Origin of the sequence: Streptomyces sp. NPDC004609, assembly GCF_042873655.1 — a bacterium.
In the GTDB taxonomy this organism is placed as follows: Bacteria; Actinomycetota; Actinomycetes; order Streptomycetales; family Streptomycetaceae; genus Streptomyces.
Genome location: NZ_JBIALS010000015.1, coordinates 59913 through 85205 on the forward strand (window position 1 = coordinate 59913; position 25293 = coordinate 85205).

Consider the following 25293-nt stretch of genomic DNA (forward strand, 5'->3'; position numbering starts at 1 on the left):
GGGGCCACGAAAAAGGTAACGGGGCGGCGGCTTGGGCGTCGTCGCGCACAGCCTTCGGCTCGATGCCGGCCACCCGGTGCAGATCGGCGAGGACGGATCAGCGGCCGCGGTCTACAAACGGGGCGAGGCGCGGCTCATCGCACACAGGTTTGACTATCTCGACGGACTTCTGCTGCTGAACCGGATGCGGCCCGGCGTGAGGCCGATCCCCGTCGGGGAGTACCGCAATAGTCCCGAGGCTACTGTCCGGCCTGGTCGTACGAGGAGAAGCGGCAGGGCACGACCGTGGGCGGTCGCGCCCGTCCCGGACCGCCGGACCAGCTGTCCCGCGCGGTCCCGAGCACTGACCCCGACGAACCGCTCGCTTTGTACCACCTGTGCAAGCGAGCGTCGATGGGCGTCTACTGTCGGCACCGGCCCGTCGGCGGCAGGGCCAGCCACGTGCGGCCCGAGGTGCCGAGGGCCCTGGAGTCCTGGGATGGCTTCGCGTGCGTGCCCGATGGGACCGAGCCGAACCTCGCGGCCGTGCAAGCCTGGGTCGCCTGGTGGGTAGGCCATCGGCTTGATCGCTCCATGGCAGAGGGTGGGATCTCGGCAGAAACAGCCCCTACACGGACGTGAATCCGGATCATGGAGGGGTGGAGGACTGGTACGACTGCAGCGACCCGGCCGAACTGCGCATCCGCCTCGATGTGGCACTCGAGGAGAACGCCGAACTACGCGCGGAGCTCGCCGGGGTGCGCGTCGAGAACCTGCGCCTGCGCACCCGACGGGGAATCCCCGCCGCCGACGCGCCGCAGGCGCTGCCCCCGGTCCCTGAACCTCCCGCACCGGTCATCACGGAAGGCGGGCACGGGCTGCCGTACGCGGACGCGACCTCCGGCACGGAGTCGAAGATCGCTCTGTTCCGGGCCCTGTTCGCCGGCCGCGAGGACGTCTACGCCACCCGGTGGGTGAGCGCGAAGACGGGCCGGACGGGCTGGAGCCCTGCCGAGGACAACCCGTTCACCAAGAACAAGGCCGATGCCGAGCGGGTGTTCTGGCCGCTGACGGACCGGGCCGTCTACAACCACCTCTCCCGCCCCGAGCCCGGTGCCCGGGAGACCCACCTGGGGCTGTACCCGCTGCTGGCTGATGACACCTGCCGCCTCCTTGCGGTCGACTTCGACGGCAAGGACGGCAGCGACTGGCGCGGCGATGCGGCCGCCTACGCCTCCGCCTGCCGCGACGCCGGTGTCCCCGCCCTGGTGGAGGTCTCCCGCTCCGGGGCGGGCGCGCACGTGTGGACCTTCTTCACTGACCCCGTCGCCGCGGTCACCGCCCGCACGCTGGGGATGGCGCTGCTGCGGCGGGCGATCGACGTCCGGGGACAGATGACGTTGTCCAGCTACGACCGGCTCTTCCCCGCCCAGGACCTGCTGCCGACGAACGCCAAGGGCAACGCCCGGTTCGGCAACCTGATCGCGCTCCCGCTGCAGGGGGCCTCCCGCCTCAAGGGCACCACGGTGTTCTGTGATCCGCACACCTGGGAGCCGTACCCCGACCAGTTCGCGCACCTGGCCCAGGCCGAGCGGCTCTCCCCGGCCCAGGTCGAGGCGCTCGTCGACAAGCTCGGCGAGGTCAAGGCGGGCCCGTCGGCGACCGCGCCGGTCCTGCCGCCCAAACCCCGGCGGCGCGCGCTGGGCAAGGCCCCCGAGGCCGTCGAGGCACGCTTCTCGGCGATGCTCGCGATCTCCACCAAGGGCCTGCCGGCCGCTTTGCTCGCCGCGCTCAAGCACACGGCGTCGTTCCACAATCCGGAGTTCTACCGTCGCCAGAGCCAGCGGTACTCCACCTGGGACACCCCGCGCCTGGTCTGCTCCTTCGACGCCACCGACCCGGATTGGCTCAAGCTGCCGCGAGGGCTGCGCGACGAAGCGGCCCAGCTCATCGCCACCGCCGGCGGCACACTCACGGTCACCAGCGAACTTGCGGACGCCGCGCCGATCAGCGCAATCTTCACCGGCGAGCTGACCGACGTACAGGCCCGCGCAGTCGACGCGGTCAAGGACCACGCCAGCGGGGTGCTCGTGGCGCCGCCGGGCTCGGGCAAGACCGTGATGGCCTGCGCGCTGATCGCCCACCACAAGACGCCCACCGCGATCATCGTCAACCGCTCCGAGCTGCTGTCCCAGTGGCAGGACCGTCTGGCCACGTTCCTCGATCTCGGCGAGGGGCATGTCGGTTCCTTGGGCGCGGGCAAGGACCGCCGCGGCCACGTGGTCGACCTGATCATGCTGCAGACACTCAGCCACCGCGACGCCCCCGACGGCCTGCTGGACGGCTACGGCCTGGTGGTCGTCGACGAGTGCCACGCCGTGGGCGCCCAGGGGGCCGAGGCCGCGATCCGCAAAGCCCGCGCCCCACGGTGGATCGGTCTGTCGGCCACACCGTACCGGGCCGATCAGATGGATCCGCTGATCACCATGCAGTGCGGACCCATCCGACACGAGATCGCCGACGCCAGCGCCTTCGCCAAGCACCTCATCGTCCACCCCACCTCGTTCACCACCGACGAGCCGGGCAACGACGGCGCCTCCTTCCAGGCGATCTACAGCGAACTCGCCGCGAACTGCGACCGCAACACCCAGATCGCCGCCGACATCGCCGACGCCTCTCGGCGCGGACGGTGCAGCCTGGCCCTGAGCAACCGAGTCGAACACCTCCACCAACTCGCCACGGCCCTTGCCGCGCACGGCATCGAACCGCTGCTCCTGCACGGCGGCATGCCACTGGCCGAGAGGGCCCGCGTCCGCGCCCGCCTGACCGACGAGACGGCCACCCCGCTGGTGCTGCTGGCCATCGACAAGCTCGCCGGCGAGGGATTCGACGCCCCCAGGCTCGACACCCTGTTCCTCACCAGCCCGGTCTCCTTCAAGGGACGGGTGATTCAGCAGGTCGGCCGGATCATGCGCAACACTGAGACGAAGAAGTCCCACGTCGAGGCGCACGACTACCTTGACGCGGACGTGCCTTGGCTGGAACGCATGCACCACAAGCGGCGCCGAATCCTCGAACGCCGCGGCTTCACCGCCACCACCGCCAACAACCTGCCCCAGCCGTCCGCCCACCCCGTTGTCCCCCCGCGCCGCCGACCGGAGCCCTCACGATCTGCGACGACACCGCCGGTGGCCGAGGTGAGGCGGTGGGCCAAGGACCAGGGGCTGGACGTGCCACCACGAGGCCGACTCCGCAGCGACATCTGGGACGCCTGGCACGAGGCCCATCCCCAAGCCCAACCGGTCAGCTGACCCGGTGCGCCTCGACAAACTCAGCGCCCATAGCGTGCCGGGATGGGCTCGCGGCACCTCAGTCCGGAATCCGACAACGCCCGTTCCGACAGAGGACTTGACTAGTGAATCGCACAGCACGCCGACCGCGCCCCTGAGTTCCAGGCCGAGTGCCTTGGTCTGCTCGCCCGGGCCGCCACCGTCGCAGCCCATGGACGTGATCCAGAGTGACCTCTGCGGTGTGCACCGTGCCGCGGGCGGCGAGCAGCCGCAGCCCGGCGGACGCGGTTTCCGTCCGGGTGACGAAGACGCGGGCGAGGTCGCTGACGGGCGGGAGCAGGCTGGCCGGCGGATGGAGACCGGCGGCGATCCGCGCGGTGACCCGGTCGGCGATGTAGCCGGCCTGCACGGTGAGCAGGTTCACGCCCGCGGCCACCACCAGTCGGCGCCCGTGCCGTTCCAGCACGCCCTGGGCGGTGAGGTCGTCGAGGGCGGTCTCCACCCGCCCCTCCGGGCAGCCGAACTCCCGGGCGATCGGTCCGGGCGCCAGGTGCGACCACACGGGAAGGGCGCCCTGGGCGATCGCGCCGGTGAGACGGTCAAGGACCTCGGCCAGGGGCGGGCCGCCGGCGGTCGAGTCCCGCACGGCGCGCAGCAGCTCCCGCACCCCGGCGGCCGACACCACGGCGTCCCGTGTGGACAGCGGGGCCGGCAGCGGCTGCTGGGCCTGGGCGATCAGGCGGTCCCAGCGTGCGACGGCGGTGGGAGAAGCCGCCTCCGCCGTTCTGCACGCGCGGGCCGCGCCGATCCACCGGGTGCCGCGTTCCCGCACCCGTGTCACCTGGCCCAGCAGGTGAGCACCGCGGCTGCCGGGAGACGGCACCCGGCCCACCCATTGCAGATCCCCGCGCAGCCGTTTCTCCTCCTGCGCCGCCAGGTGAACGTGTGCGGTCACCGCGCCAGCCGCCGCTCGGCGTCGCCGCTGTCCCGGTGCCGGAGCATCCGGGACGACGGGATGGGACGGATCGTCACAGTGCGGCCCAGCCGGTTGCCTTGAAGGCGAGTCCGCCGTAGAGGTGGACCTTGGCCGGGGGGATCTGCTCGGTGTCGGTGTCGAGGGCGGGGGCGGGGGCGGGCTGGCGCCAGTGGTGGACGGGGACGACCCCGGGCCGGATGAGGGTGAGTCCGTCGAAGAACTGGGCGATGGCGTGGTGGGGGCGGGTGCGGGCTTGCAGGGCGCGGCCAGCGAGGAGGGCTTCGGCGCGGCGCATGGTCTCGGGTGCGAAGTCGTCGGTGACATGGCTGATGGCGACGGCGCTGCCCGGGGGTAGGCCGTCGGTCAGGGTTCGGACCAGGCCGTGGGGGTCGTCCGTGTCGGGGATGAAGTGGAGGACGGCGATCAGCAGCAGCAGGACGGGGTGGTCGAAGTCGAGTTGGTCGTGTGCGGTACGCAGGGTCTGGTCGGGGTCGCGCAGGTCGGCCTGGGCGGCGGCGGTGGCGGTGGGCCGCCGGTTGTCGACCATCAGGGCGGCGGCACGCGCGACGACGACGGGGTCGTTGTCGGCGTACAGCACCCGGTAGTCGGGGTGGATCTCTTGGAGGATGTCGTGGGTGTCGGGTCCCGCCTGGGCGGGGTTCCCGCAGCCGGCGTCGAGGACCTGGCGGATGCCCAGCTCGCAGGCGGCGTAGTGGGTGACGCGGTTGTGGAAGCCGCGGTTCTCGCGGGCCATGACCTGTGGGTCGAGCCCGAGGTCGGCCAGCTGGGAGGCGATGTCGAGATCCGCCTGGTAGGCGTCGCGGGCCGCGGGGCCGCCCTGGGCGGCGCTGTAGAGGCGGGCGGTGCTGACGCTGTTCGGCGGCTGGGCGGGGTCGTCGGGGGCTGCGGGCGTACCGGGTGCGGGCATGAGGGTTCTCGCAGGGTGTGGTCGAGGATGTGAGGGTTGTGCCTGCAGGTGTTGCTGAGGCTGGCGTGCGCAGGCAGGCTGCTGGGGGCGCGGGGACGGCCTGGCTCGGGTGGTTGGGGAGCGGCGGTGGTCAGGCGGTAATGGGTTGGGTGGGCTGGGGGCGGGCGAACTGGCGGGACCATTGCGGCCGGCCCGGGGTGAGGGCTTCTTCAGCGAGGCGGTGGAGCTGGATGTCGCTGGTGCCGGCGGGGGGTTCGACGCACTGGGCGTCGCGGTGGTAACGCTCCATGGGCGTGCCGGTCAGGAGTCCGGCGGCGCCGTGGGTTCTCATCCCGAGTGCGGTGGCCCGCAGGGCCGCGGTGACGGCCTGGTACTTGGCGGCGATGAGGTCCATGTCGCAGGGCTGTCCGAGGTCGAGCCGGCGTGCGGCGTGGTAGACGGCAAGCCGGGCTACCCGCAGGAGGGCGTCGATTTCGCCGACACGGGCGCGGACTACGCCTTCGCGGGCTATCCGCGGGCGGCTGGCGACGTGGGCGGTGGTCTGGTCGAGTGCGGCGCGGTGTATTCCCAGTGCGACGGCGGCGAGGTTGAGTCGGCCGTAGAGCACACTGGAGGAGTAGGCGACGTCGAGTCCGTCGCCGATGTCTCCGATGCGGTGGTCGTCGGGTATCCGGACGTGGTCGAGGACCAGTTCGCCGAAGGAGAATCCGCGCAGCCCGTGCCGGGGTGTGTGGGGGGTGAGGTGGACGCCTTTGCGGTCGTGTTCGACGAGGAAGGCGGTCAGGTTCCTGCTGCCCCGGTCGCTGCTGGTGCGGACCACGACACCGTGGAGGTGTCCGAGGTGGGAGTTGCCGACGAACACCTTGCGCCCGGTCAGAACCCATCCCCTGCCCTTGCGGCGGCCGGTGGACTCCATGCCCAGGACATGGCCACCGGACTCTGCCTCGGTGACCGCGATGGTCGGCAGGAGCGTGCCCCCGGCGATCTGGGGGAGCCAGGTTTGCTGCTGTTCCGGGGTGCCGAAGTGGAGGATTTTCGCCACGCCCAGGATGGACGCCTGGACGGCGGCTCCCATGGCGGCGCTGCGGCGGGAGATCTCTTCGATGATGACGGTCCTGGCCTCGTGACCAGCGCCCATCCCGCCATGCTGGGTAGGGATGGTGACGCCGATCCAGCCTTGGCGGGCCATCGCGGTGACCAGTTCGCGCTCGATCTCTCCGGTTTCCAGACGGGTGACTTCGGGGGCGATTTCGGTGTCGGCGAAGGTGCGCACCAGCTGGCGCAGGTCTTGGTGGGCATCGGTGACCAGCGGGTCGTGGGACATCGTCGTGGATCCCCTCTGTGCGGTGACTGCCGGCGGGCGGTGAGCTGAGCGCCTGTGTGCCTACGTCGCGGGGTGCCGGGCGCGGTGGTGCAGGAGGCCGAGGAGTTCGTCGCGGTGTGTTTTGATGAGGTCGAGTGCGGCATTGCCGGTGCTGAGGTGCCGTGGCTGGGGGCCGACGAAGCACACGGTGCCGAGAACGGTTCCGTTGAAGATCACGGGGGCTCCGGCGTAGGTGCGGATGCCGATGGCGTCGACCACGGGGTTTCCGGCGAACCTGGGGCTGGCGAACACGTCCGGGAGCACGAGCGGGAGCCGTCTTCTGACGACTTCGGGGCACCATCCGTGGTCCAGGGCCATGCTGCGGCCGACGTCCGGGAGGCCGGGGCCCTGGATGGCGTGCAGTCCGACGAAGTGCTGTTCGTCGCCGAAGGCGTTGACCATCGCGTACGGGACGTCGGCGTCGGCGGCGAGGCGTGCGGCGAGGGCGTCGAGTTCGTCATCGGGCCCGGTGAGTCCGAGGATTCGGAGCAGGTCGGCACGGCCTGGGAGCGCGGCGGCGGCGGGCGTGGAGTGGATGTCGTGGAGGGAAGGCGGGACGGTCATGTGAGCGCTCCGGGTGGGGTTTTGAGGGTGGTGATCGCGTGGCGGACGAGGGTGATCACGACGTTGAGGGCGGATTGGCGGTCGCGGGCATCGCAGGTGAGCACGGGTACCTCTGGCGGGAGTCCGAGGGCGTGCCGGACTTCGTCGGGCGTGTAGCGGTGGGAGTTGTCGAACTGGTTGACGGCGACGACGAAGGGCGTGCCGCGCTGCTCGAAGAATCCGACGGCGGGGAAGGAGTCCTGAAGGCGGCGGGTGTCGGCGAGGACGACGGCGCCGATGGCTCCCTGGGACAGGTCGGTCCAGGTGAACCAGAACCGGGGCTGGCCGGGGGTGCCGAACAGGAACAGGACCATCGGCCTTGGCTTGCGGAAGGTGATCCGGCCGAAGTCCATCGCCACGGTGGTGGTGGTCTTGTGCCCGAGGCCGTCCAGGTCGTCGGTGGCGGCGCCGGCGGCGGTCAGGACCCCTTCGGTGGTGAGGGGTTCGATTTCGCTGAGGGCCCCGACCAGGCTGGTCTTGCCGGCACCGAAGCCGCCCGCGATCACGATCTTCACCTCTGCCGCGGGTTGCCCGCTTTCCTGGGGCGGGCCGTCAGAGGGCTTGTAGGCCGACAAGGACCGCCTCCAGAAGGTCGGTGTCGCGGGTGGGCGGCGTCGGGGTCGGTCTGTCGGACGTGGTGAGCGCGCCCGCGTCGAGCAGGTCGCCGATCAGGACTCTGGCAACGGTGACCGGCTGGCGCAGGTGAGCGGCGAGTTCGGCGACGGAGCGGGGTTCACCGCTGCACAGCAGCAGCAGGGTCTCGCCCTCCGGGGTGGCCTGGACCGGGCGGGTGGCGGGGCGGGTGCACAGGCGGGTGGTCAGGGACAGCCGTGCGGTCGGGCGGGTACGCCCGCCGGTGATCGCGTAGGGCCGCAGCTCGTGCATGCCTTGATCGGGCCACGCCGCGCGGGGTGACACCACGTCACATCTCCTGCCGGAACTGGGCGGAGGCCGCCTCGGTGCGTGCCTGGGTGACCAGGTGTTCGTCGAGGCTGCGGATCAGGGCCGTCATCTCGTAGGCGACGGCTCCCGCGTCCGCGGCCGGTGTGGTCAGGACTCCCAGAGACGTGCCGAGCACATTCGGGGCGGCGTTGGCTGCGGCCGTGCCGGCGCTCATCACCATCAGGGTTCCCCGGTCGTGTTCGGCCAGGATCTGCCGGATGCCGCCGGGGCCGGCGGTGCGGAAGGCTTCCCTGCTCAGGGAGTACAGGCCCGACATGAGGGCTGCCATCGTGTCCGCCTCCTGGGCGGTCGCGCCGGCGGAGGCGAGCTTGAGGCCGTCGCCGGTGGCGAGGAGGACCCGGACGATGGCGCCCCGGGAACGGGTGATGAGAGCCTCGAGGAGCCCGTCCAGGCTGCTGCGCTCGTTGTCGGGCAGGGAGGTGCCGCTCATGGTGAATTCTCCTGGTCGACGGAGTGGTGGGGGCGGCCGCGCAGCTCAGCCGGGGTCCGGCTCGCGCGGCGTACGGGAGAGGAATCGGGCCGCGAGTCCCGCGGTCGGCTCGCCGGTCGGAGCCGCGGACACCGCGTCCGCACCTGCCTCGGGCATGGTGACGGGGGTCCGGCTGCGCAGGGGCAGTGGGGGACGGCTGTCGCCGGCGTCGTGATCGGGGTGCTGCCGGGGCAACGAGGACCCGGGTCCGGAACTCCGGGGGAGCCCGGACGGACTCGGAGACGGTTTGGTGGGGCGGGGGCCGGCCGTACCCGGCGCGGAATGGCGCACGGCAGAGCGCGGCTCCGGGTCCGGGGCGCACAGCAGGGCGGCGGGCACGATCACGCTGGCCCGGGTACCGGCCGTCGTGCTCTGGAGCCGGATGGTGATCCTGTGCCGTGCGGCGAGCCGGGCGGCGACGAGGAGCCCGATCTGCCCTTCCACGAGACACTGCCGGGTGTCCACCGTTTCCGGTTCCGCCAGCAGCGCGTTCAGCGCTGCGAGCCGTGGCGCGGAGATGCCCAGGCCCCAGTCCTCCACGTCCACCGCCAGGCCCTCGGACACGTGTGTGGTGCTGACCTCCACCGTCGTGTCCGGTGCCGAGTACCGGGTCGCGTTCTCCATCAGCTCCGCGAGCAGATGCACCAGCGCCGGAGTGACGTACCCGGGCAGAGAGACGTGCTCCTGCACCTGGGTCAGGCGCACCCTGGTGTAGTCGCGGATCTCCTGGACCGCCCGGCGCACCACGGTGGGCACCAGGACCGGCTCGGCCTCGCGGGACGGCGTGCTGCCGCCCAGCACCGCCAGGCTCTCCACCGCACGCCGGACCTGGATGACAAGATGGTCGATCGTGAACAGCTCGTGCAGTAGGTCGGGGTCCTCCACCGCGTCCTCGACGGTGTCGATCACGGCAAGGGTCTCGATGACGGTGGTCATCAGCCGAGGAGCGATCGACCGGACGATGTCGGCCAGCTCCCGCTCCCCGCTCAGCAGCCGGGTCTGGACCTGGGCCGCATGCACCACCGCGTGGCGCGCTTCCTCGTACGCGACGGTGAGCGCGGCGCTGAGGTCGCGGCCCAGGTCGCCCGTCGGAAGAGGCGCGGCCATGCGGGGCATGACGTCGGGGATGTGACCGGAGCGGACCTGCACCAGCGTCTGCGCGATCCCGGCCCTGCTCTGGTCGATCCCTGTCGCGAGCCGCTGCAGGGCCTCCAGCAGCCGGTTCTGCTCGGCCCGCGCGGCCGCCAGATCCGCGGCCCCGGCCGCGCGGGCCCCACGCTCACGCCGCGTCGCCACCAGCAGCAACCCGCCGCCGGTCAGAGCAGCCCCCGCGACCGCGGCGGACGTGGGCATCGTGGTCACGCCATCGGCCAGCCACCCCGCCGCCACCGCCAAGGCGGCGGACCACTTCTCTCGCCCCCACGGAACAGCGGTGCCCGGCGCGGACCGTCGCCGTCCGCGCCGTCGGCGCGCATCTGACTCGGGGGAGGGAAGGAGAGCAGACATCAGCAGCGTCCTTGGAACGGATCAAGCCTGGAAACCGGGAAGAGGCAGAGGGGGAACACGCGCAGACAACAAGCCCCGAAGGCGGAACGCTCGGGCCGGCCCGTGTCAACCGGGGCCGCACCACGGGCAGCCCGGCGTTGACCAGCACCTCCACGCGGCCTCCCCGTTCACATCCACCCGCCGTCAGTGAGCCGATGCGACACGATTCTCATCCCTGCGCCGGGGCAGCACCATGACAGCGGCAAGATCACCAACATGACACCCGGGAAGCCGCTGACCTGCACAGACTTCAGCCATGCGGGGAACGGGATGACCAACTGGCCCGACGGAGCCGCCTGCTGTTTGACAGTCGTCACACGAGAGGCCGCCCCACTGGCCGCAGGCCGCGACGGAACAAACCGAACGGAGGCTGGGAGCTGCGACCCGGGCAGGGTTCGAAGCTCACCGCAGCGGGGGCCGGCTCGGCGAGTCTGCAGTCAGGAGCGTTTGCCCACGACGGCATGCGTCTGCGTCCCGCGCGGGAGTGGGTGGCTCTGTTCGCGAGATCCGGTTCCGGCTCAACTTCTGTGATGAAGACACGCTGAGTAATGGTTGGGTGATGGCGCTCTGGCTGATTCATGCCGCGGCTGCCGCCCCGTTACCTCTTTCGTGGCCCCCGCAATGGGGTGCCAGTGGTGACGACCAGTTCGACAACGACACAACGACGTACGCCGATCACGAGTGGACGAGGACGAGGAGGCGGCAGCGTGTCGCCGCGCAGAAGGCGGGGCACCGGCGGCGGTCGTCGGGCGCAGCGCAATGAGGCGGCGCGGCTCACCGAGCAGCTGCTGGACGTCGGCTTCAACAAGAAGCAGGTCGGGGAGATCCTGGGCCGTAATCCGTCTTTGGTCAGCCAGTCTTCACCAAGAACAAGGGCGCGTCATTGGTGGAGGCGCTGCGGGCATGGTCCAGGAGGTGCAGGCCGGCGGGCCGAGAGATATCACGAGCCTCAAGGCTCTGGCGGCCGGCTACGTCCAGCCGCGGTTGAACAAGGCCGGGTTCAAGGCCCGCGTCCGGGCCGTGAAGACGGTCGAGGACCGTAAGGGAAAGTCGGTGATGGGTCCGGACGGCAAGCCCGTCAAGGCGTGGTCGTCGTCGCTGGCCAAAGCAGGCCGTCAGCACATCGCGTCCGGCGCGAGCAGGCTGCGGTCGGTCGTGGAGGACGCGGCACAGTTCGGTGGGAAGATCGCGTTCACGGTGCGGGCGCGGCGCGCAAGGGGTCTTTCGAGCATGATGCGGGGCGCCAGGTCGACTCCCCAGGTGTGCGATGCAATGTCGTCCAGCGGCGGGATGGCACGGAGGAGCGGGTCTACGCCGACAACCGCGGCGGCCCGTTCCGGCGAGGAGGGTTTCGATGGCCGCGAGTTCAAGGCCATGGTCGATGCCACCGGCGGTGACGTCGCAGCTGCCGTGCAGAAGTGGCTGGTCGACAATGACCGTATTGAGCCGGGTGCTCGGATCGTCGGCCTGGAGAGCCGCGCCTGGAAGCCGGACGGCTGAACCACACATGCTTGATCACGGTGGGCGGCACCAGATACGGTGCCGCCCACCGCCATGTCGCGCTTCAGCGGACGCTCTCGTACCGGTCGACGGGTTCGGCCGCGAACGTGCCGTCGTAAAGCCGGACGTCAGTCAGCTCGAATCGGGCGCCATGCGGGCGCTGCTGCTCAGGGTGCTTCCCAGGGAAGTAGTCGGCGCCGGAACCGGCCTTCTGCCGACCCCTGGTCCCGCAGGTCAGAGCACGTCTCCAAGGCCCCGCCCGGGCATCCTCCGATGAGACCAGAAGCGCGACCAGGAGCGCGACGTGAAGGCCCTGTTCTCCCGAGGCCGCCGCGAAGTGAAAGGTAGCTCTCTGTAATCAGAGTGACTTTCGGTCAGGGAGAGCGTGGCGGGGTCCGGGGAGTTCGCTGGACTCGCCGGCCGCGCGGCGGCGGAGCACGGTGTGGAGCATGTCGTTGGTGATGACGGGGGCCGTCAGTACCCGATCCGTCCGGGATCACACCGGTCAGGAAGAGGGCTCGCATGATCGGGCGAACTCGCTCCCGATGTGGGCCTTTAGCGGCTTTTGGTAATGATCTTGCGCTTAGCCTCGGGGCGGGCGCGCGCCGATGCGCCCGCACATCACTCCCGCGAAAGGGCGATCATGGCTACCGCCACTACTGACCCGATCTCCATCAAGCTCGACCAGTTGTTCGCCGCCATCGACACCAACAACGACGGCTACGTCGACTGGAGCGACTTCCAGCACCTCGTCGACCGCTACCTGAGCACCTACAAGATCGACAAGAGCGACCGCCGGGCGCAGGCGCTGCTGATCTCGTACCAGATGCAGTGGGCCGAACTGCTGCGCCACGCGGACGGCGCCAACCGCCTCTCCAAGGAGCAGTACCACTTCGCCAGCCGGGCGGCGAGCGTGGACACCAGCCGCTTCAACATGGTCGAGGGCGTTCCGCACGCCGTCTTCGACATCATGGACACCGACGGCGACAACACCATCAGCAAGGCCGAGTCCAAGAAGTACCTCGAGGTCTGGAACGTCACCGACCCCGGCGCCATGGACACCTTTGCCATGCTGGACACCGATGGGGACGGATCCATCAGCCGGCAGGAGTTCATCCGCGCGGTCCGGGAGTTCTTCTACTCCCCGGACCTGGAGGCCCCGGGCAGCCTGTTCTTCGGGCACCTGTCCCGCTGACACGCGGGACTGCCGACCGGCACGGCCCGCCCGCGGGACTGGCGACGGGCCGAATGACGGCCTGATCCCCGCCCGGCGGCCCTCCTGAGCATTGCACCCGGAATGCGGTCCGGGTCCGGAACCATGGATGGTGGCTCCGGACCCGGACCGCATCCGACTGTACGGGGCAAGGGTTCCGGCCCCCGCCCTGTCCGTCTCATCATCCTTGCGGGGCACGCGCCAGGCGTCGGCGCCAACTGAAGGAGCGCCGGCCCCGAGCTGATGCGGTCGTGCTGGAGAACTGAGGGCCGGGTGGTCTCTCGCTGCTCAGCTGGCGGCCTGCTGCTCACCGGGGGCGCGGGCGGTAGACGGACGGTCTGACAGATCTTGCGACTTGGATTCCGTCCGGGACGAAAGCCGGGGCCGCGCCTGCACCGGCGCGGGCCCTGACCGTTCACTCGGGCTGCCGCAGAGGCCGTCCGCGTCGCGGGGGGAGCTGGGGGCGAGCGGGGCTCTTCCGAGCACGCCGCGGGCCCGCAGATCCCCGACCTCTATATCGGGCCGGTACAGGGGCCCGTTGTCGAGATCGGCGGCGGTGGCCTGCACGCGGTCCCGGCCGGGTCCGGCGGGCCCGTCCTGGAGTTCACGGGGGCGGTGTTCGGGTCCGGGCCCCAGAGGCCGGCGGCGGGTCGTCATGGCGGGGATCGTACGGGTCTGGCGCAAGCCGACGGGGCACCGTGCGGGCGCTGCTGCTCAGGGTGCTCCCCAGGAAGTAGTCGGCGCCTGAACCGGCCTTCTGCCGACCCCTGGTCCCCCTGGGCCTGTCCATACGGGCGACGCTGCCCGGTCAGCGCGGCCCACAGGACGAGGGGGCAGCCGCCCCGGTGTGACGAGCGCCGGGACGGCTGCCGACAGGGCAGCTCAGCTGCCGCAGGCGCAGCCCGCCGCCGACTCGGACGTCACGGTGTCGGCGGTCTCGCTCTGGCTGGTGCAGCAGTCGTCGCCTCCGAGAACGGGGCTCTTTCCGAGCTGGTCGGCGTCGGCCTTGACGACGTAGACCTCCCACGGTTCCTTGCCGGGGCCGGTCACCCACACCTTGTCCTGGAGGGCGTAGCAGCAGGAGGTGTCGTTCTCCTCGAGGGTCGCGAGCCCGGCGTCCTTGAGCCGGGTGGTGGCGGCGGTGACCTCCTCGGTGGAGGCGACCTCGACGCCGAGGTGGTCCAGGCGGGTGGCCTGTCCCGGCTCGCCCTCGATGAGGACGAGCTTGAGCGGCGGGGTGGTGATGGCGAAGTTCGCGTAGCCGGGACGGCGCTTGGCGGGCTCGACGCCGAAGAGCTTGGAGTAGAAGGCCACCGACCCTTCGAGGTCGGCGACGTTGAGCGCGAGCTGCACACGGGGCATGGCGGTCTCCCCGATCAGGTTGCATCGATATCTGTCGATGCAACCTTGCGCCTTGAATCGAAGAACGTCAACATAGAAGCATGTCGAAGCAAGAGTTTGTGGTGCTCGGCCAGGACGGTGCCGACGGATGCTGCCCGGGGCTGCTGACCGCACCGCTGGACGAGGACCAGGCCCAGACGCTGGCCAAGGTGTTCAAGGCGCTGGGCGATCCGGTGCGGCTGAGGCTGCTGTCGATGATCGCCTCCCGCGCGGGCGGGGAAGTCTGCGTCTGCGACCTCACCCCGGCCTTCGACCTGTCCCAGCCGACGGTCTCCCACCACCTCAAGCTGCTGAAGCAGGCCGGTCTCATCGACTCCGAGCGACGCGGGACGTGGGTGTACTACCGGCTGCTGCCGCAGATGACCGACCGGCTCGCCGAGATCCTCACCCGCCCCGCCGGCGCGCCGCTTTCGCAGGCCGCGTCCGCCGGGACCGCCTCGTGAGCACCGGCACTGGTACCGGCACCGACACCGCCGCACCGGCCGGGACGGTGGCCGCCCGGCTGTCGTTCCTGGACCGGTTCCTCGCCGTGTGGATCGTCTTGGCGATGGCCGCCGGTCTCGGGCTCGGCCGCCTCGTTCCCGGCCTCGGTGACGCGCTCGCGAAGGTCACCGTCACCGGCGTCTCGCTGCCGATCGCGCTCGGCCTGCTCGTGATGATGTACCCGGTGCTCGCCAAGGTCCGCTACGACCGTCTGGACACCGTCACCCGCGACCGGCGCCTGCTTATCCCCTCCCTGGTCCTGAACTGGGTCGTCGGCCCGGCCCTGATGTTCGCCCTCGCCTGGCTCTTCCTGCCGGACCTGCCCGAGTACCGCACCGGTCTGATCATCGTCGGCCTCGCCCGCTGCATCGCCATGGTCATCATCTGGAACGACCTCGCCTGCGGCGACCGCGAGGCCGCCGCCGTTCTCGTGGCGCTGAACTCCGTGTTTCAGGTCTTCGCGTTCAGCCTGCTGGGCTGGTTCTACCTGAGCGTGCTGCCCGGCCTGCTCGGTCTGGAGCAGACCGCGCTCGACGTGTCCGTGTGGGAGATCGCCCGCAGTGTGCTGATCTTCCTCGGCATCCCGCTGCTGGCCGGGTTCCTCACCCGCCGCCTGGGCGAGAAGGCACGCGGCCGCGACTGGTACGAGACGAAGCTGATCCCCAGGATCGGCCCGTTCGCCCTGTACGGGCTGCTGTTCACCATCGTCGTCCTCTTCGCCCTCCAGGGCGACGCCATCACCTCCAAGCCGCTGGACGTCGCCCGGATCGCGCTGCCCCTGCTGGTGTACTTCGCCGTGATGTGGGCCGGGTCCATGGCCGTCGGCCGCGCGGCCGGGCTGGACTATCCGAAGGCCACCACGCTCGCGTTCACCGCCGCGGGCAACAACTTCGAACTCGCCATCGCGGTCGCCATCGCCACCTTCGGCGCCACCTCCGGCCAGGCCCTCGCCGGAGTCGTCGGCCCCCTCATCGAGGTACCCGTCCTCATCGGTCTGGTCTACGTCGCCCTGGCCGCCCGACGCTTCTTCCCCCGGCCCGCCTCGGCGGCCGGACCGGCCGCCGCCGTCGTCGTCGTCGTCCCGGAGGATTCCGCCCGTGTCTGAGTCCAAGCCGTCCGTGTCCAAGCCGTCGGTGCTGTTCGTGTGCGTCCACAACGCCGGACGCTCGCAGATGGCCGCCGCCTTCCTCACCCACCTCTCCCAGGGCCGGGTCGAGGTCCGCTCCGCCGGGTCCGCGCCGGCCGACACCGTCAACCCGGCCGCCGTGCAGGCGATGGCGGAGGTCGGCATCGATATGTCCGCCCGGACGCCGAAGGTGCTGACCGCCGAGGCCGTGCGCACATCCGACGTGGTGATCACCATGGGCTGCGGCGACACCTGCCCCGTCTTCCCCGGCAAGACCTACCTCGACTGGAAGCTCGACGACCCGGCCAGGCGCGATGTCGACGCCGTCCGGCCGATCCGCGACCAGATCGAACAGCGCATCCGCGGCTTGCTCGCCGAACTCCTGCCCGAGCGCACCTGACCTTCGCTCGGTCCCACTAGGGAAAGGACCTGCCCCAGTGATACAAGTCACCGGGCTACTTCCCCAGACGAAACGATCCGCCAGACCGATGATCAGAAACACTGCTTTCGGCACGGGGAGCATTCCCAACGTCTTCACTCCCAAATGAGTCATGCTCCTGACCTTCAACAGCCCTCGGGTCGGGGCTGGTGCCGAAACAGTGCTCGCTCGTATCGGATGGAGAGCAGCGCGCGGTCGGCCCCCTTAGGCGCGCTGTCCTGCCCGTGTACAACGTTCTCCATGCCGCCCTGCCCGAGTTCCTCGGCAGCCTCGCTGCCGGACTCCTCCTCGCCGCCGGCGCTTGGACCATCCAAAGATTCCGCGCCCGCCGCACGGACCCCGGAAACGAGGACAGCGGCCACGGTATTCCACCCACGGAATAGTCCTCGCCGGGGCGTGGCTGCCTTGGCGAGGCGACGCGCCTTAGGAAGGCAGGCGGGTGGCCAGGGCTGGCCATGGCCTCCCAGGTGACGCCGTGGCCGGGCGTTTGGCGCAGGGCTTGCGCGCGGGCTCGCTCCTTGGCGATCTGCTTCGCCGCGTCGGCGCCGCCGCCACCCTCGCGGTCGAGACGCTCCAGTAGGTCGGCGCGCAGATCGGTAGCGTCGGCCTGCTTGTGCGGGTCGGGGAACATCTGGTCCTTGAGGAGCCTGGAGGTGTACTTCCCGACGATGATCACTGCGCTGAGGGTGCTGTGCCGCTCCAAGTGGTCGCTGACTGGCTGTGGGCAGTCGGCCCAAGCCTCGCGCGGCGCGGTGCGATCGAGAAGCCAACTGTCGAGGTGCCTGGCGGCTTCCTCGGGGCGGTCGGCCGGTTCCGGGATGCGGGGGTCCTCTGCGGTGCCGTCGAGACGGACGGTCTCCGGCTCATCGAACGGCGCGCGCCACTGCTCAACCTGGTCGGCAAGCTGACAAGCAGAATTTGTCAGCTCTGGACTGACAGTGCCTTCGCAGTGCGGTCGAGGTCCAATGAACCCGGGGGGCGAAAACGGCCGTCTGCGCCCCCTGCGCGATCCATTGCGACAGGTCGCCTAATACTCCAGTGTGGTTTCGTGATCTATCCGGCCGGTTCGTCGGGGGATCGTCGTTGGTAGTGGCTGTGTCGGGCTGTTGCCTGGTGGCGTCTGCGCCAGGTGGACCAGTGCAGCAGTCTGGCCGCGGTTGCGGCTGGTGGGCCGAAGACGGTGGTGAGCAGGTGGCGGATCTCCGGGACGGTCAGTGCGATGGGGTCGCGGCTGCGGGCGGGGTGGTGCGGACCGGTGGGCCGCTGCGGTGCCGCGTCGGCGGCGACGGCGGTCAGGAAGGCCAGGGCGAGCATGGCGAGGGTGATGTGCCGGTGCCATGCGGTCCAGTTGCGGACCTGGTAGTGGTCGAGTCCGACTTGGCTTTTGGCGGCCTGGAAGCACTCCTCCACGCTCCAGCGGACACCGGCGACGCGGACCAGTTCGGACAGGGGCACCTTGGTGGGTGACCAGCACAGGTAGAAGGCCAGTTCACCACTGATGCGGTTGCGTCGGACGAGCAGGTGGCGGTGTTCGCCGGTGCCGGTGTGGATCCAGGCCCAATCGTAGTACCGCGGGCCTTTCGCGCCGGGGCCTGCGCTGTGCCGCTGCCAGGCGGTGGCGGGCAGGCGTTCGGCGAGGGTGTCGGCGCGGACGGGGGTGCGGCCGTGGTTGATCCGGACTCGGGTGGAGCGGGCGACGGCCAGCACGTAGCCGGTCCCGCGTGCCTCCAGCGCGGCGCGGAGGTGGGGGTCCTGCCCGTAGGCTTCGTCACCGGTCACCCACGGTGCCTTCACCCCGGCGTCCAGCGCGGCGGCGATCATGTCCCAGGCCAGGCGGGGCTTCGTCGCGAACTGCACTTCGTCGGGTATCCCGGCCGCCTGACGGCGTTCGGGATCGGAGCACCAGGACTGCCCGGGCAGGTAGAGCCGACGGTCGATCAGGGCCCGCCCCCGGCTGGTGGCCAGGGCGAGGAACACGCCGACCTGGGCGTTCTCGATGCGCCCGGCGGTGCCGGTGTACTGCCGCTGCACGCCCGCCGAGGCACGGCCCTTCTTCAGGAAGCCGGTCTCGTCCACGATGAGCACCGCGCCGTCGGTGCCGAGGTGGTCGACGGCGTAGGCGCGGACATCGTCGCGGACGGCATCGGCGTCCCAGCGTGCGTAGCGCAGCAGCCGCTGCATCGGTCCCGGCCGGGCGAGTCCGGCCTGTTCGGCCAGCTGCCAGCAGTTTTTCCGCTCCGTCTTCGACAGCAGCCCGAGCACATAGGCACGGGCACACGCCCTCGGCTCAACCCGGCCGAAACGGCCCGCGATCCGCGCCATCACCCGGTCGAACATCGCCCGCCAGCGAGTGCCGTCTATGCTGTCACCTGCGGCCACCGCACGATCGTCATGAGTCCACACAACCCTTGATGATCACGCGGTGGCCGTTCCAGTTCTCACGCGGGTCCAATCCAAGATCGCGAAACCAGACTGGAGTACTAAACGTGTGACTTTCAGGGCTCCGTGGCGTGGCTACTCGGCGGTAAGCGGCGCAAACACCCGTGCGACAAGGCGGCCTCGTTGTGCAAAGGCCGCTCCCTGCCCAGTCGGCTGCAAGTCACGCGCGATCAGCCCGCGGTCGGGGTGGCGTGCGGTCAGCGGCATGACGCTGGAGGCTCGTAGTACGCGGAGTCGAGCTGGACGCCGCGCACCCACTGGGCGAAGTGCTTGTCCTCCCCGGCTTCACGTTCCAGTGCACGGCCACTGACGTAGAGCGTGGTGACCTGCTCTTCCGTTTCGAAGTCGAAGCGGGTCTCGTGGGCTGCCTGGTAGACGCCGTAACCAGAGATGTCGTGGATGGACATCCGTCCGGCCCGGCCGAAGACGAGCGCGGGCTCCAGGTGCTCGAAGAAGACCCAGGTTTGCGGCAGCCCACCGCCTGCCCGCGCGAACCCTACGGCGAAGCCGCGCGTCACGAGGTGGGTGTCGATGTCCCTGGCGTCGTCGGGGAGAAGTGTCACCCGGTGGATGTGGTCGTAGCCAGGCTGCCGCCCGGTCCACGCCCACCTCTTGTCCTCACAGGCGGGGCAGGTGCTGGCGGACTGGTCGCTCATGGGCTGGGCTCATTCCTCATCGGCCGACGTGCTTCGGACGTGGTGGCGCTGGCTTCTCGTATGCGGCGAGGGTCCGGTAGAGGATGGACCGGCCGATGCCGAGGTGCGCGCGGATGGCGGTGACCGACTCCTACGTGTCGCGGCACCTCAGGGCGACGGTGAGCATGTCGCTGGCGACGGCTGGCGGGCGCCGTGCTTGCCGTTCGCCACGGCGGTGGCCAGGCCGACGAGGGTCCGTTCGTGGATGAACTCCCGCTCGACCTCGGCCATCGCGGCGAAAATATCCGAAGTCCTCTACTCGGTGTCCAATCTGGCCACCAACACCCCAGCGCAGAGGGCGTAGTTTCCCGCGGCGAGCAGGATGCCGACCTGATTGTCGATCTTGTTGCCCCGGAGGCGCAGGGACAGCTTCTCAAGCATTCGACAGCTGAGCCGCAACGCCGAGAACAGTCCTTCGAGTTCTTCGCCTTGTTCTGGTGCCTGTTGTACCGCAGCCACCAGCAGAGATTCAGCTGCCTGTCGCTGCTCTTGAGGTAGGGACGTCGCGGCAGCATTGGCATGATCTGTGACCGACTCAAGCACTTTGTCCACGCCCTGCCCGGACGCCGCGGCGTAGATCGAAGACCACATCAACGTCATCGAGAGGAAGACATACAGCACTGTCTCCTGAGCGAGCATCGGGTCCTGCCCGCTCTGGCGCCGCTTGCGATACTGACGCTGCGCCCATCCCCCCATGCGCATCTGGGCCATAGCCCCATAGGTCGAGGTAACCAGAGTGCGCACGAACGGTTCATTGCATCCAGGTGATCCATCCGCGGCTGCCGCCAAGACCTCAAGGGCACTGCGGATCGCGTCGGGGTCATGCTCGATTGATTCCGAGGCATCCCAGTCCACGTGGCGCTTCCGCTCCGGCCACAGGGGATGGCTGTTGAGGCATTCCGAGCATGACCCGAAAGTGGTGGCGAACAGGTTGAAGGCGGAGCCGTACGGGCTTCTCACGGGACTCTCCATCGAACGTGGGCGAACGGTGCAGATCTTTGACCCGCGTCCTGGCGAAGGATGTACGCGGTCAGTGTGGGCGAGTGCGTTCGAGGACGCGATAGACCGTCGCCCTGCTAACGGATGAAGAGTTCGGCGAGGTCGGCGATGGTGTGCTCACCACTGCGGTGCTCCTTGACGAGATTGGAATCCATTCCGTACCTGCGCCCCCTGTTTTCGCCCACCCTAGGGTGGCGCATCAACCCGCCGGAGCCGACAGAAGAGGATCCGGCCGTCGTGACCGACACCTCCCTGACCGATGCCTGTGGGCTGCGGCACCATGCCTACGCCGAAGCCGTCGCCTACTGCGACGGCGGGCCGGGCGGTCTCTACCAGCCGGACGAGTGGAACGCGTTCAGGAGCGACACTCGGGTGCTTTGCGCGGTGTTCTACTACCGCCGCACCGAGCCGATGACCGTTAAGGACCACCACGGCGTCGAGCGCACCCTGGACCCGGTCGTCAACGGGTGGGCGTGGCCGCACGGCCTCGCGCTCAACTGGGACGGCGTCGACGGATGGGCCTACGCGCCGCTGGAGGACGAGTTCAGCACCGTGGGGGACCACTGGGACCCCCTGCCGGTGCCGCGCCTGGCCGCCCCGCGATCCGCACTCTCCCGCCCCGGCTCCTGGACGGCCGTGAGGACGACCTTCCCGCCTCCACCGAGGAGTGGAAGGAACCCCGCGCACAGACCCTGGCGGACAAGCTCGCTGCCGCTGGCGGTGACGTCGCAGCTGCCGTGTAGAAGTGGCTGGTCGACATCGACCGTATCGAGTCCGGTACGCGGATCGTCGGGCACATGCCTGATCACGGTGTGGGCGGCACCAGGCGCGGTGCCGCCCACCACCATGTCGCGCTTCAGCGGACCGTCTCGTACCGGTCGACGGGTTCGGCCGCGAACGTGCCGTCGTAGAGCCGGACGTCGGTCAGTTCGAACCGCTCCTGCTGGCGCCCGACGGGCCAGATGAGGAACGTTCCTACCGGACGGGTGCTGATCACCTGTATCGGCCCTCCGTCCCGGCCTGTCGTGCCCAGCAGGGTGTACCGGCGGACCGTCTGGTAATCCGTCACCAGCTCCGACCGCGCGCGCTGCTCCAGGACCGCCGGGTCGGGGCGGTCGCGGCTGCGGCGCCAGCGGCGGGCGCACCAGACCACGATGCCGACCGCTCCGGCCGAGCCCAGCGCGCCGATCAGCTCCGGCAGGGATTCGACGAAGACGTTCATGGACGGTGTACTCCTCACACGTGCGCGTACGCGGGCTTCCCTGCCGGGCGCGCCCGGGGCGGGAGATTCGAGGATCCCCTGCGGCGGCGCGCCTTGTGCCGGTTGGATGTTGTACGGCCGACAACGCTGGGTTGTCCGTGATAACTCCGAAAGGGTGTCCAGTGTCAGGGGGGAAACGTCCAGGGCGTCCGTGGAGCGCGCCCAAGGGGCCTTGCCAGGAGATCAACGACCTTGTCGGTATCGTGCGCGGCTGGCTGGACGAGGCCGGTATCAGCGTCAGAGGGCTTCATGCTGCGCTCACGCCGGATCACTTCGCTGACGCGATGGTGCCTGACGAGCGGAAGCTGCGTGAGCGGCTCGCCGGCGTGGACCTGACGTGGGACACGGTTGAAGCAGTCGCCGACATCTGCTTCCGTGACGAGCCCCAGGCCGTGACGGGGCAACGCCTTCAGCAGCCGAGGGCGCTCTGGAAGGCCGCCGAGGAACATCCCACGGTCGTCGGACCCGACGGCGAGCCCGCCGTTCCTGCCCGGGAACTGCTTCACGCCCAGGAACGCGCCATCGGTGCGCTCGAAGAACTCAACCAGGTCCGCAAGGCGTACGAGGCGAGTGAACGGGCCCGTAACCAGTCGCTGCAGGTGGCTACGGTGCTGTTCGCGCTGCTGGGCCAGGCCCAGGCGCAAGTCGCCGAACTGTCCCGTCGCCTGGAATCCCTCCAGGCTGCCCCTGACGCGCTGAGCGGGGACATCGAATCGGCGCAGATGCGACTGGTGCGCGCCGCGACACAGCAGGACGATCTGCGGACACAGCTCGCCCGCGCGGAAGCTGAACGGAATCGGGCCCAGGCCGTGGCCGATCTGGCTGCGCGGCGCATCCAGATGCTGGAGTCCGAGCTCCGTGATGTCCGCGACGTGGGCAGCTCCGCCGCGCCCGGCGCGCCCGGCGCCGTGGCTCTGCCGCAGCAGCTTGCTGGTCACCGAGACGAGGACATCGAGCTCGACGAGGTGGACGCAACGCTTCGGAAGGCGCGCGAGGTCCTCGACCGCGAACATGACACCGTCACCGAGATCGCCAGCGTCCTCGGCGCCGATGGCACCACCGAGGAACACGACGGCACGGCGCCCTTCTCCCGCGTCTTGCGTTTCGGCAGGCCTGCGGCTGGCACAGCCGACTCCGACGAGGGGTTGTTCGGAACAACCCCGCACAACATTGACGGCCCGGGAACCGACATCGTTCTGCATCGACAGAGCGACCGCATGCGGTTCGTGGGCTCAGCTACCCGCCGCATCTCACGGGCCATGGACCTGAACGAGATCGTGCAGGCGCTGTGCCGGTCGACGGTGCCGACGTTCTGCGACGCGATCCTCGTCTATCTGCGTGATCCGTTGCCGGTGGGCGACGAGCGTCCCGTCTCGCCGTTCCTGTTGAGGCTGCGCCGCACGGAGAGGATGCGTTTAGCTGAGGACGGCATGGGGTTCGGCGGTCTGAGTGTGCTTCCGGTCATCGACCAGCACGACGAACTGACTCCGGCTGCAGAGACGTGCGAGGTGCGCTCGGGAGGTGCGCTCTCGGAGGTGCTGCGCGGGGTACGACCAGTCTTCGGCGACCTCGCGCCGACCCGCGCCGCACTGGACGAGCTGCTCGGCGGCCGGTACGGGAGCCCTGAGAGGAGCCGGACGATTCTGGCCCCGCTTCAGGGGCGCCGCCGAGTTCTCGGTGCGGCCGTCTTCCTGCGGCGGTCCGACCGGACCGCCTTCGAGCCGAACGATCTGCCGGTTGCCGCCCAGCTGACAACCCAGACCGCCCTCGGCATCGACAAGGCAGTGCTGTACGGGCGAGAGGCGTACATTGCGGACCATCTGCAGCGCACCATGCTGCCGGACTCGCTGCCGCAGCCGACCGGTGTGCGGCTGGCCTCGCGCTATCTGCCCGCGGACGAGACCGCGCGGGTCGGCGGCGACTGGTACGACGCCATCCCGCTGCCCGGCAGCCGGGTCGCGCTGGTGGTCGGCGACGTCATGGGCCACTCCATGACCTCGGCGGCGATCATGGGCCAGCTGCGCACTGTCGTGCGAACGCTGGCGGGGCTCGATCTGCCGCCGCAGGAGGTGCTCCGCCAACTGGACGAGCAGGCCCAGTGGCTCGGCGGGGACCGCATCTCGACCTGCATGTACGCGGTGTACGACCCCGTGTCGCACCGGATCACCATCGCCAACGCCGGCCACCCGCCGCCGATCATGCTGCACCCCGACGGCCGGGCCGAGGTACTGCGTGTACCGCCGGGCGCGCCCATCGGAACGGGCGCACGAATCGACTTCGAGGGCGTGGAACTGGGCGCCCCGACAGGCGCGACGCTGCTGCTTTACACAGACGGTCTGGTGGAGTCGAGGATGAGGGACGTGTGGATGGGCATTGAGCAGCTTCGGGAGCGGCTCGCGGCGACGGCCCAACTCACCGGGCCGGACCAGTCGCCTCCGCTGGAGGAGCTCTGCGACGACGTGCTCGGCATGCTCGGTCCCGGCGACCGGGAGGACGATACCGCCCTGCTTGCAGCCCGCTTCGAGGGGATCACCGCAAGCGATGCAGCGGGGTGGTTGGTCGGAACCACGGCCATCGCACCGAGACAGGCGCGGCGACTTACCCATCAGACACTTGAACAATGGGGTCTCGCCCATCTGTCCGACGACATGCAGTTGCTCGTCGGTGAGTTGGTGACCAATGCCGTGAATGCGAAGGCGGGTGGGCCGGTTGAGGTGCGCTTCCTGCGCACCCACGTCCTGCGCTGCGAGGTGAAGGACAACTCGACTGACATGCCGCGCTTGCGCCCTGTCCAGGACATGGACGAAAGCGGACGCGGACTGCTGGTCGTGAACCGGCTTGCCGAGCGGTGGGGAGCCAGTCAACTGGTGGGAGGGAAGGTGGTCTGGTTCGAGATCGCGCTTGTTGCCGCAGACGCCTCCGCTTCCGAACGGTTAGATGCTGCGTTTTGTGCTTAGCAGCGCCACGACGACCGCCTCTGAACTCCGTTGCGTATCCGTAGTCCTCATATGGAGTCGCTGGCTTCGCCGCCGTCCGCTTCGGCTATCCCAGCGGCAGGTCGTCGTAGACGAGTTCCACCCGGTCAGCGGGGGCGATGACGCGCAGGACTTCTACGGGTTGCCCAGCCTGGTCCTTGGTGATGCGGTCCACGGCGATGACGGGCACCTTCCCCCCGATGTTCAGCTGGCTTGCCTCGGGTGCGGTGGGCGTACGGGAGGTGATGCGCTCTCGTGCTGAGGTGGGTGTGCGGCCGAGTGCGGTGAGAGCGCCGTAGATCCCGCCTTTGATCTTCCCGTCCTGTTCGAGGGGTGTGCCGGCCGCGAGATCCGCCGGGTACCAGGCGTCCTGTACCTGGACGACGTCGGCGGTGCCGATCACGGCGAGCTGGCGGCGATGAACTCCGCGGGCCCCGGAGGGTACTTGGAGGTCGGCTGCGACATCGTCGGGCAGCACGGCGTCCGGCTGGACGAGGACCAGCTGCATCCGGCCGTCGAGGCCCTGGTCCGCGCATGCCGTTTCCCAGGGTCCGCGTGTACCCCTGGGCGCAGCACGACGGGGCATCCGCAGGGTTGCGATGGGCAGGCCGCGGCTGGTCTCGAGGGCTACCGGAATTCGTGTCCC

At 69.8% G+C, this 25293-nt stretch carries 23 protein-coding genes; 7 read left to right on the forward strand and 16 right to left on the reverse strand.

Annotated elements, in window-relative coordinates:
* The first annotated feature begins 638 nt into the window (after positions 1-638).
* Positions 639-3290, forward strand: coding sequence for a DEAD/DEAH box helicase family protein (locus ACFYT4_RS16990; RefSeq protein ID WP_389269105.1), 2652 nt, complete (start codon positions 639-641; stop codon positions 3288-3290).
* 58 nt (positions 3291-3348) lie between these two features.
* On the opposite strand, the gene ACFYT4_RS16995 is transcribed toward ACFYT4_RS16990, so the two are convergent.
* The 8 genes from ACFYT4_RS16995 to ACFYT4_RS17030 all read right to left on the reverse strand — a co-directional run bounded on the left by ACFYT4_RS16995 (position 3349) and on the right by ACFYT4_RS17030 (position 9924).
* Entirely contained in the window at positions 3349-4224 is an 876-nt protein-coding gene (locus tag ACFYT4_RS16995) for a hypothetical protein (protein ID WP_389269107.1), read from the reverse strand.
* A 73-nt stretch (positions 4225-4297) separates the two neighbouring features.
* The gene (locus tag ACFYT4_RS17000; protein WP_389269109.1) at positions 4298-5173 is read right to left on the reverse strand and encodes an SAM-dependent methyltransferase; all 876 of its coding nucleotides are present in this window, start codon (positions 5171-5173) and stop codon (positions 4298-4300) included.
* Positions 5174-5303: 130 nt separating this feature from the next.
* Entirely contained in the window at positions 5304-6497 is a 1194-nt protein-coding gene (locus ACFYT4_RS17005) for an acyl-CoA dehydrogenase family protein (protein ID WP_389269111.1), read from the reverse strand.
* A gap of 60 nt (positions 6498-6557) precedes the next feature.
* Complete coding sequence (locus ACFYT4_RS17010) at positions 6558-7100, reverse strand: GAF domain-containing protein (RefSeq protein ID WP_389269112.1); 543 nt, start codon at positions 7098-7100, stop codon at positions 6558-6560.
* Entirely contained in the window at positions 7097-7714 is a 618-nt protein-coding gene (locus tag ACFYT4_RS17015; protein ID WP_389269114.1) for an ATP/GTP-binding protein, read from the reverse strand. The genes ACFYT4_RS17010 and ACFYT4_RS17015 overlap by 4 nt, the downstream gene beginning before the upstream one ends.
* Complete coding sequence (locus tag ACFYT4_RS17020; protein WP_389269116.1) at positions 7692-8060, reverse strand: DUF742 domain-containing protein; 369 nt, start codon at positions 8058-8060, stop codon at positions 7692-7694. The genes ACFYT4_RS17015 and ACFYT4_RS17020 overlap by 23 nt, the downstream gene beginning before the upstream one ends.
* A gap of 1 nt (position 8061) precedes the next feature.
* Positions 8062-8532, reverse strand: coding sequence for a roadblock/LC7 domain-containing protein (locus ACFYT4_RS17025; protein WP_389269118.1), 471 nt, complete (start codon positions 8530-8532; stop codon positions 8062-8064).
* Positions 8533-8577: 45 nt separating this feature from the next.
* On the reverse strand, positions 8578-9924 hold the full coding sequence (locus ACFYT4_RS17030) for an ATP-binding protein (RefSeq protein WP_389269120.1): 1347 nt from the start codon (positions 9922-9924) through the stop codon (positions 8578-8580).
* A gap of 1095 nt (positions 9925-11019) precedes the next feature.
* Here ACFYT4_RS17030 and ACFYT4_RS17035 point away from each other — a divergent pair.
* Both ACFYT4_RS17035 and ACFYT4_RS17040 read left to right on the forward strand, forming a co-directional pair.
* Positions 11020-11616 (forward strand): hypothetical protein, encoded by a 597-nt coding sequence (locus ACFYT4_RS17035; protein WP_389269122.1) that lies wholly within the window; start codon positions 11020-11022, stop codon positions 11614-11616.
* Positions 11617-12259: 643 nt separating this feature from the next.
* Complete coding sequence (locus ACFYT4_RS17040) at positions 12260-12811, forward strand: EF-hand domain-containing protein (protein ID WP_389269124.1); 552 nt, start codon at positions 12260-12262, stop codon at positions 12809-12811.
* A 900-nt stretch (positions 12812-13711) separates the two neighbouring features.
* Here the strand turns inward: ACFYT4_RS17040 and ACFYT4_RS17045 are convergent.
* Complete coding sequence (locus tag ACFYT4_RS17045; protein WP_389269126.1) at positions 13712-14191, reverse strand: ArsI/CadI family heavy metal resistance metalloenzyme; 480 nt, start codon at positions 14189-14191, stop codon at positions 13712-13714.
* An 80-nt stretch (positions 14192-14271) separates the two neighbouring features.
* Here ACFYT4_RS17045 and ACFYT4_RS17050 point away from each other — a divergent pair, with 80 nt between their 5' ends.
* The 3 genes from ACFYT4_RS17050 to ACFYT4_RS17060 are packed head-to-tail and all read left to right on the forward strand — an operon-like array spanning position 14272 to position 16239.
* Positions 14272-14673, forward strand: coding sequence for an ArsR/SmtB family transcription factor (locus ACFYT4_RS17050; RefSeq protein WP_389269128.1), 402 nt, complete (start codon positions 14272-14274; stop codon positions 14671-14673).
* On the forward strand, positions 14670-15818 hold the full coding sequence (gene arsB / locus ACFYT4_RS17055) for an ACR3 family arsenite efflux transporter (RefSeq protein ID WP_389269130.1): 1149 nt from the start codon (positions 14670-14672) through the stop codon (positions 15816-15818). The genes ACFYT4_RS17050 and arsB overlap by 4 nt, the downstream gene beginning before the upstream one ends.
* Positions 15811-16239, forward strand: a complete 429-nt coding sequence (locus ACFYT4_RS17060; RefSeq protein ID WP_389269132.1) for an arsenate reductase ArsC — start codon at positions 15811-15813, stop codon at positions 16237-16239. Before arsB ends, ACFYT4_RS17060 begins: the two co-directional genes overlap by 8 nt.
* A gap of 1092 nt (positions 16240-17331) precedes the next feature.
* Here the strand turns inward: ACFYT4_RS17060 and ACFYT4_RS17065 are convergent.
* The 6 genes from ACFYT4_RS17065 to ACFYT4_RS17090 all read right to left on the reverse strand — a co-directional run bounded on the left by ACFYT4_RS17065 (position 17332) and on the right by ACFYT4_RS17090 (position 21633).
* Positions 17332-18600 carry an IS701 family transposase gene (locus ACFYT4_RS17065; RefSeq protein WP_389269282.1) on the reverse strand — a complete coding sequence of 423 codons (1269 nt, stop codon included), beginning with the start codon at positions 18598-18600 and terminating at the stop codon, positions 17332-17334.
* A gap of 314 nt (positions 18601-18914) precedes the next feature.
* Positions 18915-19373 carry a hypothetical protein gene (locus ACFYT4_RS17070; RefSeq protein ID WP_389269134.1) on the reverse strand — a complete coding sequence of 153 codons (459 nt, stop codon included), beginning with the start codon at positions 19371-19373 and terminating at the stop codon, positions 18915-18917.
* Positions 19374-19520: 147 nt separating this feature from the next.
* Positions 19521-19655 carry a recombinase family protein gene (locus ACFYT4_RS17075; RefSeq protein WP_389269284.1) on the reverse strand — a complete coding sequence of 45 codons (135 nt, stop codon included), beginning with the start codon at positions 19653-19655 and terminating at the stop codon, positions 19521-19523.
* A gap of 12 nt (positions 19656-19667) precedes the next feature.
* Positions 19668-20372: a hypothetical protein gene (locus ACFYT4_RS17080; RefSeq protein ID WP_389269136.1), complete on the reverse strand. Its 705-nt coding sequence runs from the start codon at positions 20370-20372 to the stop codon at positions 19668-19670.
* A gap of 560 nt (positions 20373-20932) precedes the next feature.
* A complete protein-coding gene (locus ACFYT4_RS17085) occupies positions 20933-21259 on the reverse strand; it encodes a hypothetical protein (RefSeq protein ID WP_389269138.1) in 327 nt (108 codons plus the stop codon).
* An 8-nt stretch (positions 21260-21267) separates the two neighbouring features.
* Positions 21268-21633, reverse strand: a complete 366-nt coding sequence (locus tag ACFYT4_RS17090) for a hypothetical protein (RefSeq protein WP_389269140.1) — start codon at positions 21631-21633, stop codon at positions 21268-21270.
* Between the two features lie 878 nt (positions 21634-22511).
* On the opposite strand from ACFYT4_RS17090, the gene ACFYT4_RS17095 reads away from it, so the two are divergent.
* Positions 22512-24629 (forward strand): SpoIIE family protein phosphatase, encoded by a 2118-nt coding sequence (locus ACFYT4_RS17095; protein ID WP_389269286.1) that lies wholly within the window; start codon positions 22512-22514, stop codon positions 24627-24629.
* An 85-nt stretch (positions 24630-24714) separates the two neighbouring features.
* Here the strand turns inward: ACFYT4_RS17095 and ACFYT4_RS17100 are convergent, their stop codons facing one another.
* Complete coding sequence (locus ACFYT4_RS17100; protein WP_389269142.1) at positions 24715-25233, reverse strand: UTRA domain-containing protein; 519 nt, start codon at positions 25231-25233, stop codon at positions 24715-24717.
* Between the last annotated feature and the right edge of the window lie 60 nt (positions 25234-25293).

What these genes read in the sequence shown, in the direction of transcription:
- ACFYT4_RS17050 (WP_389269128.1), top strand. Translation starts at nt 14,272, where the DNA reads ATGTCGAAGCAAGAGTTTGTGGTGCTCGGCCAGGACGGTGCCGACGGA.
- ACFYT4_RS17085 (WP_389269138.1), bottom strand. Translation starts at nt 21,259, where the DNA reads ATGGTGGTGGGCGGCACCGCGCCTGGTGCCGCCCACACCGTGATCAGG.
- ACFYT4_RS17070 (WP_389269134.1), bottom strand. Translation starts at nt 19,373, where the DNA reads ATGAGCGACCAGTCCGCCAGCACCTGCCCCGCCTGTGAGGACAAGAGG.
- ACFYT4_RS17095 (WP_389269286.1), top strand. Translation starts at nt 22,512, where the DNA reads ATGCTGGAGTCCGAGCTCCGTGATGTCCGCGACGTGGGCAGCTCCGCC.
- ACFYT4_RS17005 (WP_389269111.1), bottom strand. Translation starts at nt 6,497, where the DNA reads ATGTCCCACGACCCGCTGGTCACCGATGCCCACCAAGACCTGCGCCAG.
- ACFYT4_RS17100 (WP_389269142.1), bottom strand. Translation starts at nt 25,233, where the DNA reads ATGCCCCGTCGTGCTGCGCCCAGGGGTACACGCGGACCCTGGGAAACG.
- ACFYT4_RS17010 (WP_389269112.1), bottom strand. Translation starts at nt 7,100, where the DNA reads ATGACCGTCCCGCCTTCCCTCCACGACATCCACTCCACGCCCGCCGCC.
- ACFYT4_RS17065 (WP_389269282.1), bottom strand. Translation starts at nt 18,600, where the DNA reads ATGGCGCGGATCGCGGGCCGTTTCGGCCGGGTTGAGCCGAGGGCGTGT.
- ACFYT4_RS17000 (WP_389269109.1), bottom strand. Translation starts at nt 5,173, where the DNA reads ATGCCCGCACCCGGTACGCCCGCAGCCCCCGACGACCCCGCCCAGCCG.
- ACFYT4_RS17045 (WP_389269126.1), bottom strand. Translation starts at nt 14,191, where the DNA reads ATGCCCCGTGTGCAGCTCGCGCTCAACGTCGCCGACCTCGAAGGGTCG.
- ACFYT4_RS17090 (WP_389269140.1), bottom strand. Translation starts at nt 21,633, where the DNA reads ATGAACGTCTTCGTCGAATCCCTGCCGGAGCTGATCGGCGCGCTGGGC.
- ACFYT4_RS17030 (WP_389269120.1), bottom strand. Translation starts at nt 9,924, where the DNA reads ATGCCCACGTCCGCCGCGGTCGCGGGGGCTGCTCTGACCGGCGGCGGG.
- ACFYT4_RS17035 (WP_389269122.1), top strand. Translation starts at nt 11,020, where the DNA reads ATGGTCCAGGAGGTGCAGGCCGGCGGGCCGAGAGATATCACGAGCCTC.
- ACFYT4_RS17040 (WP_389269124.1), top strand. Translation starts at nt 12,260, where the DNA reads ATGGCTACCGCCACTACTGACCCGATCTCCATCAAGCTCGACCAGTTG.
- ACFYT4_RS17025 (WP_389269118.1), bottom strand. Translation starts at nt 8,532, where the DNA reads ATGAGCGGCACCTCCCTGCCCGACAACGAGCGCAGCAGCCTGGACGGG.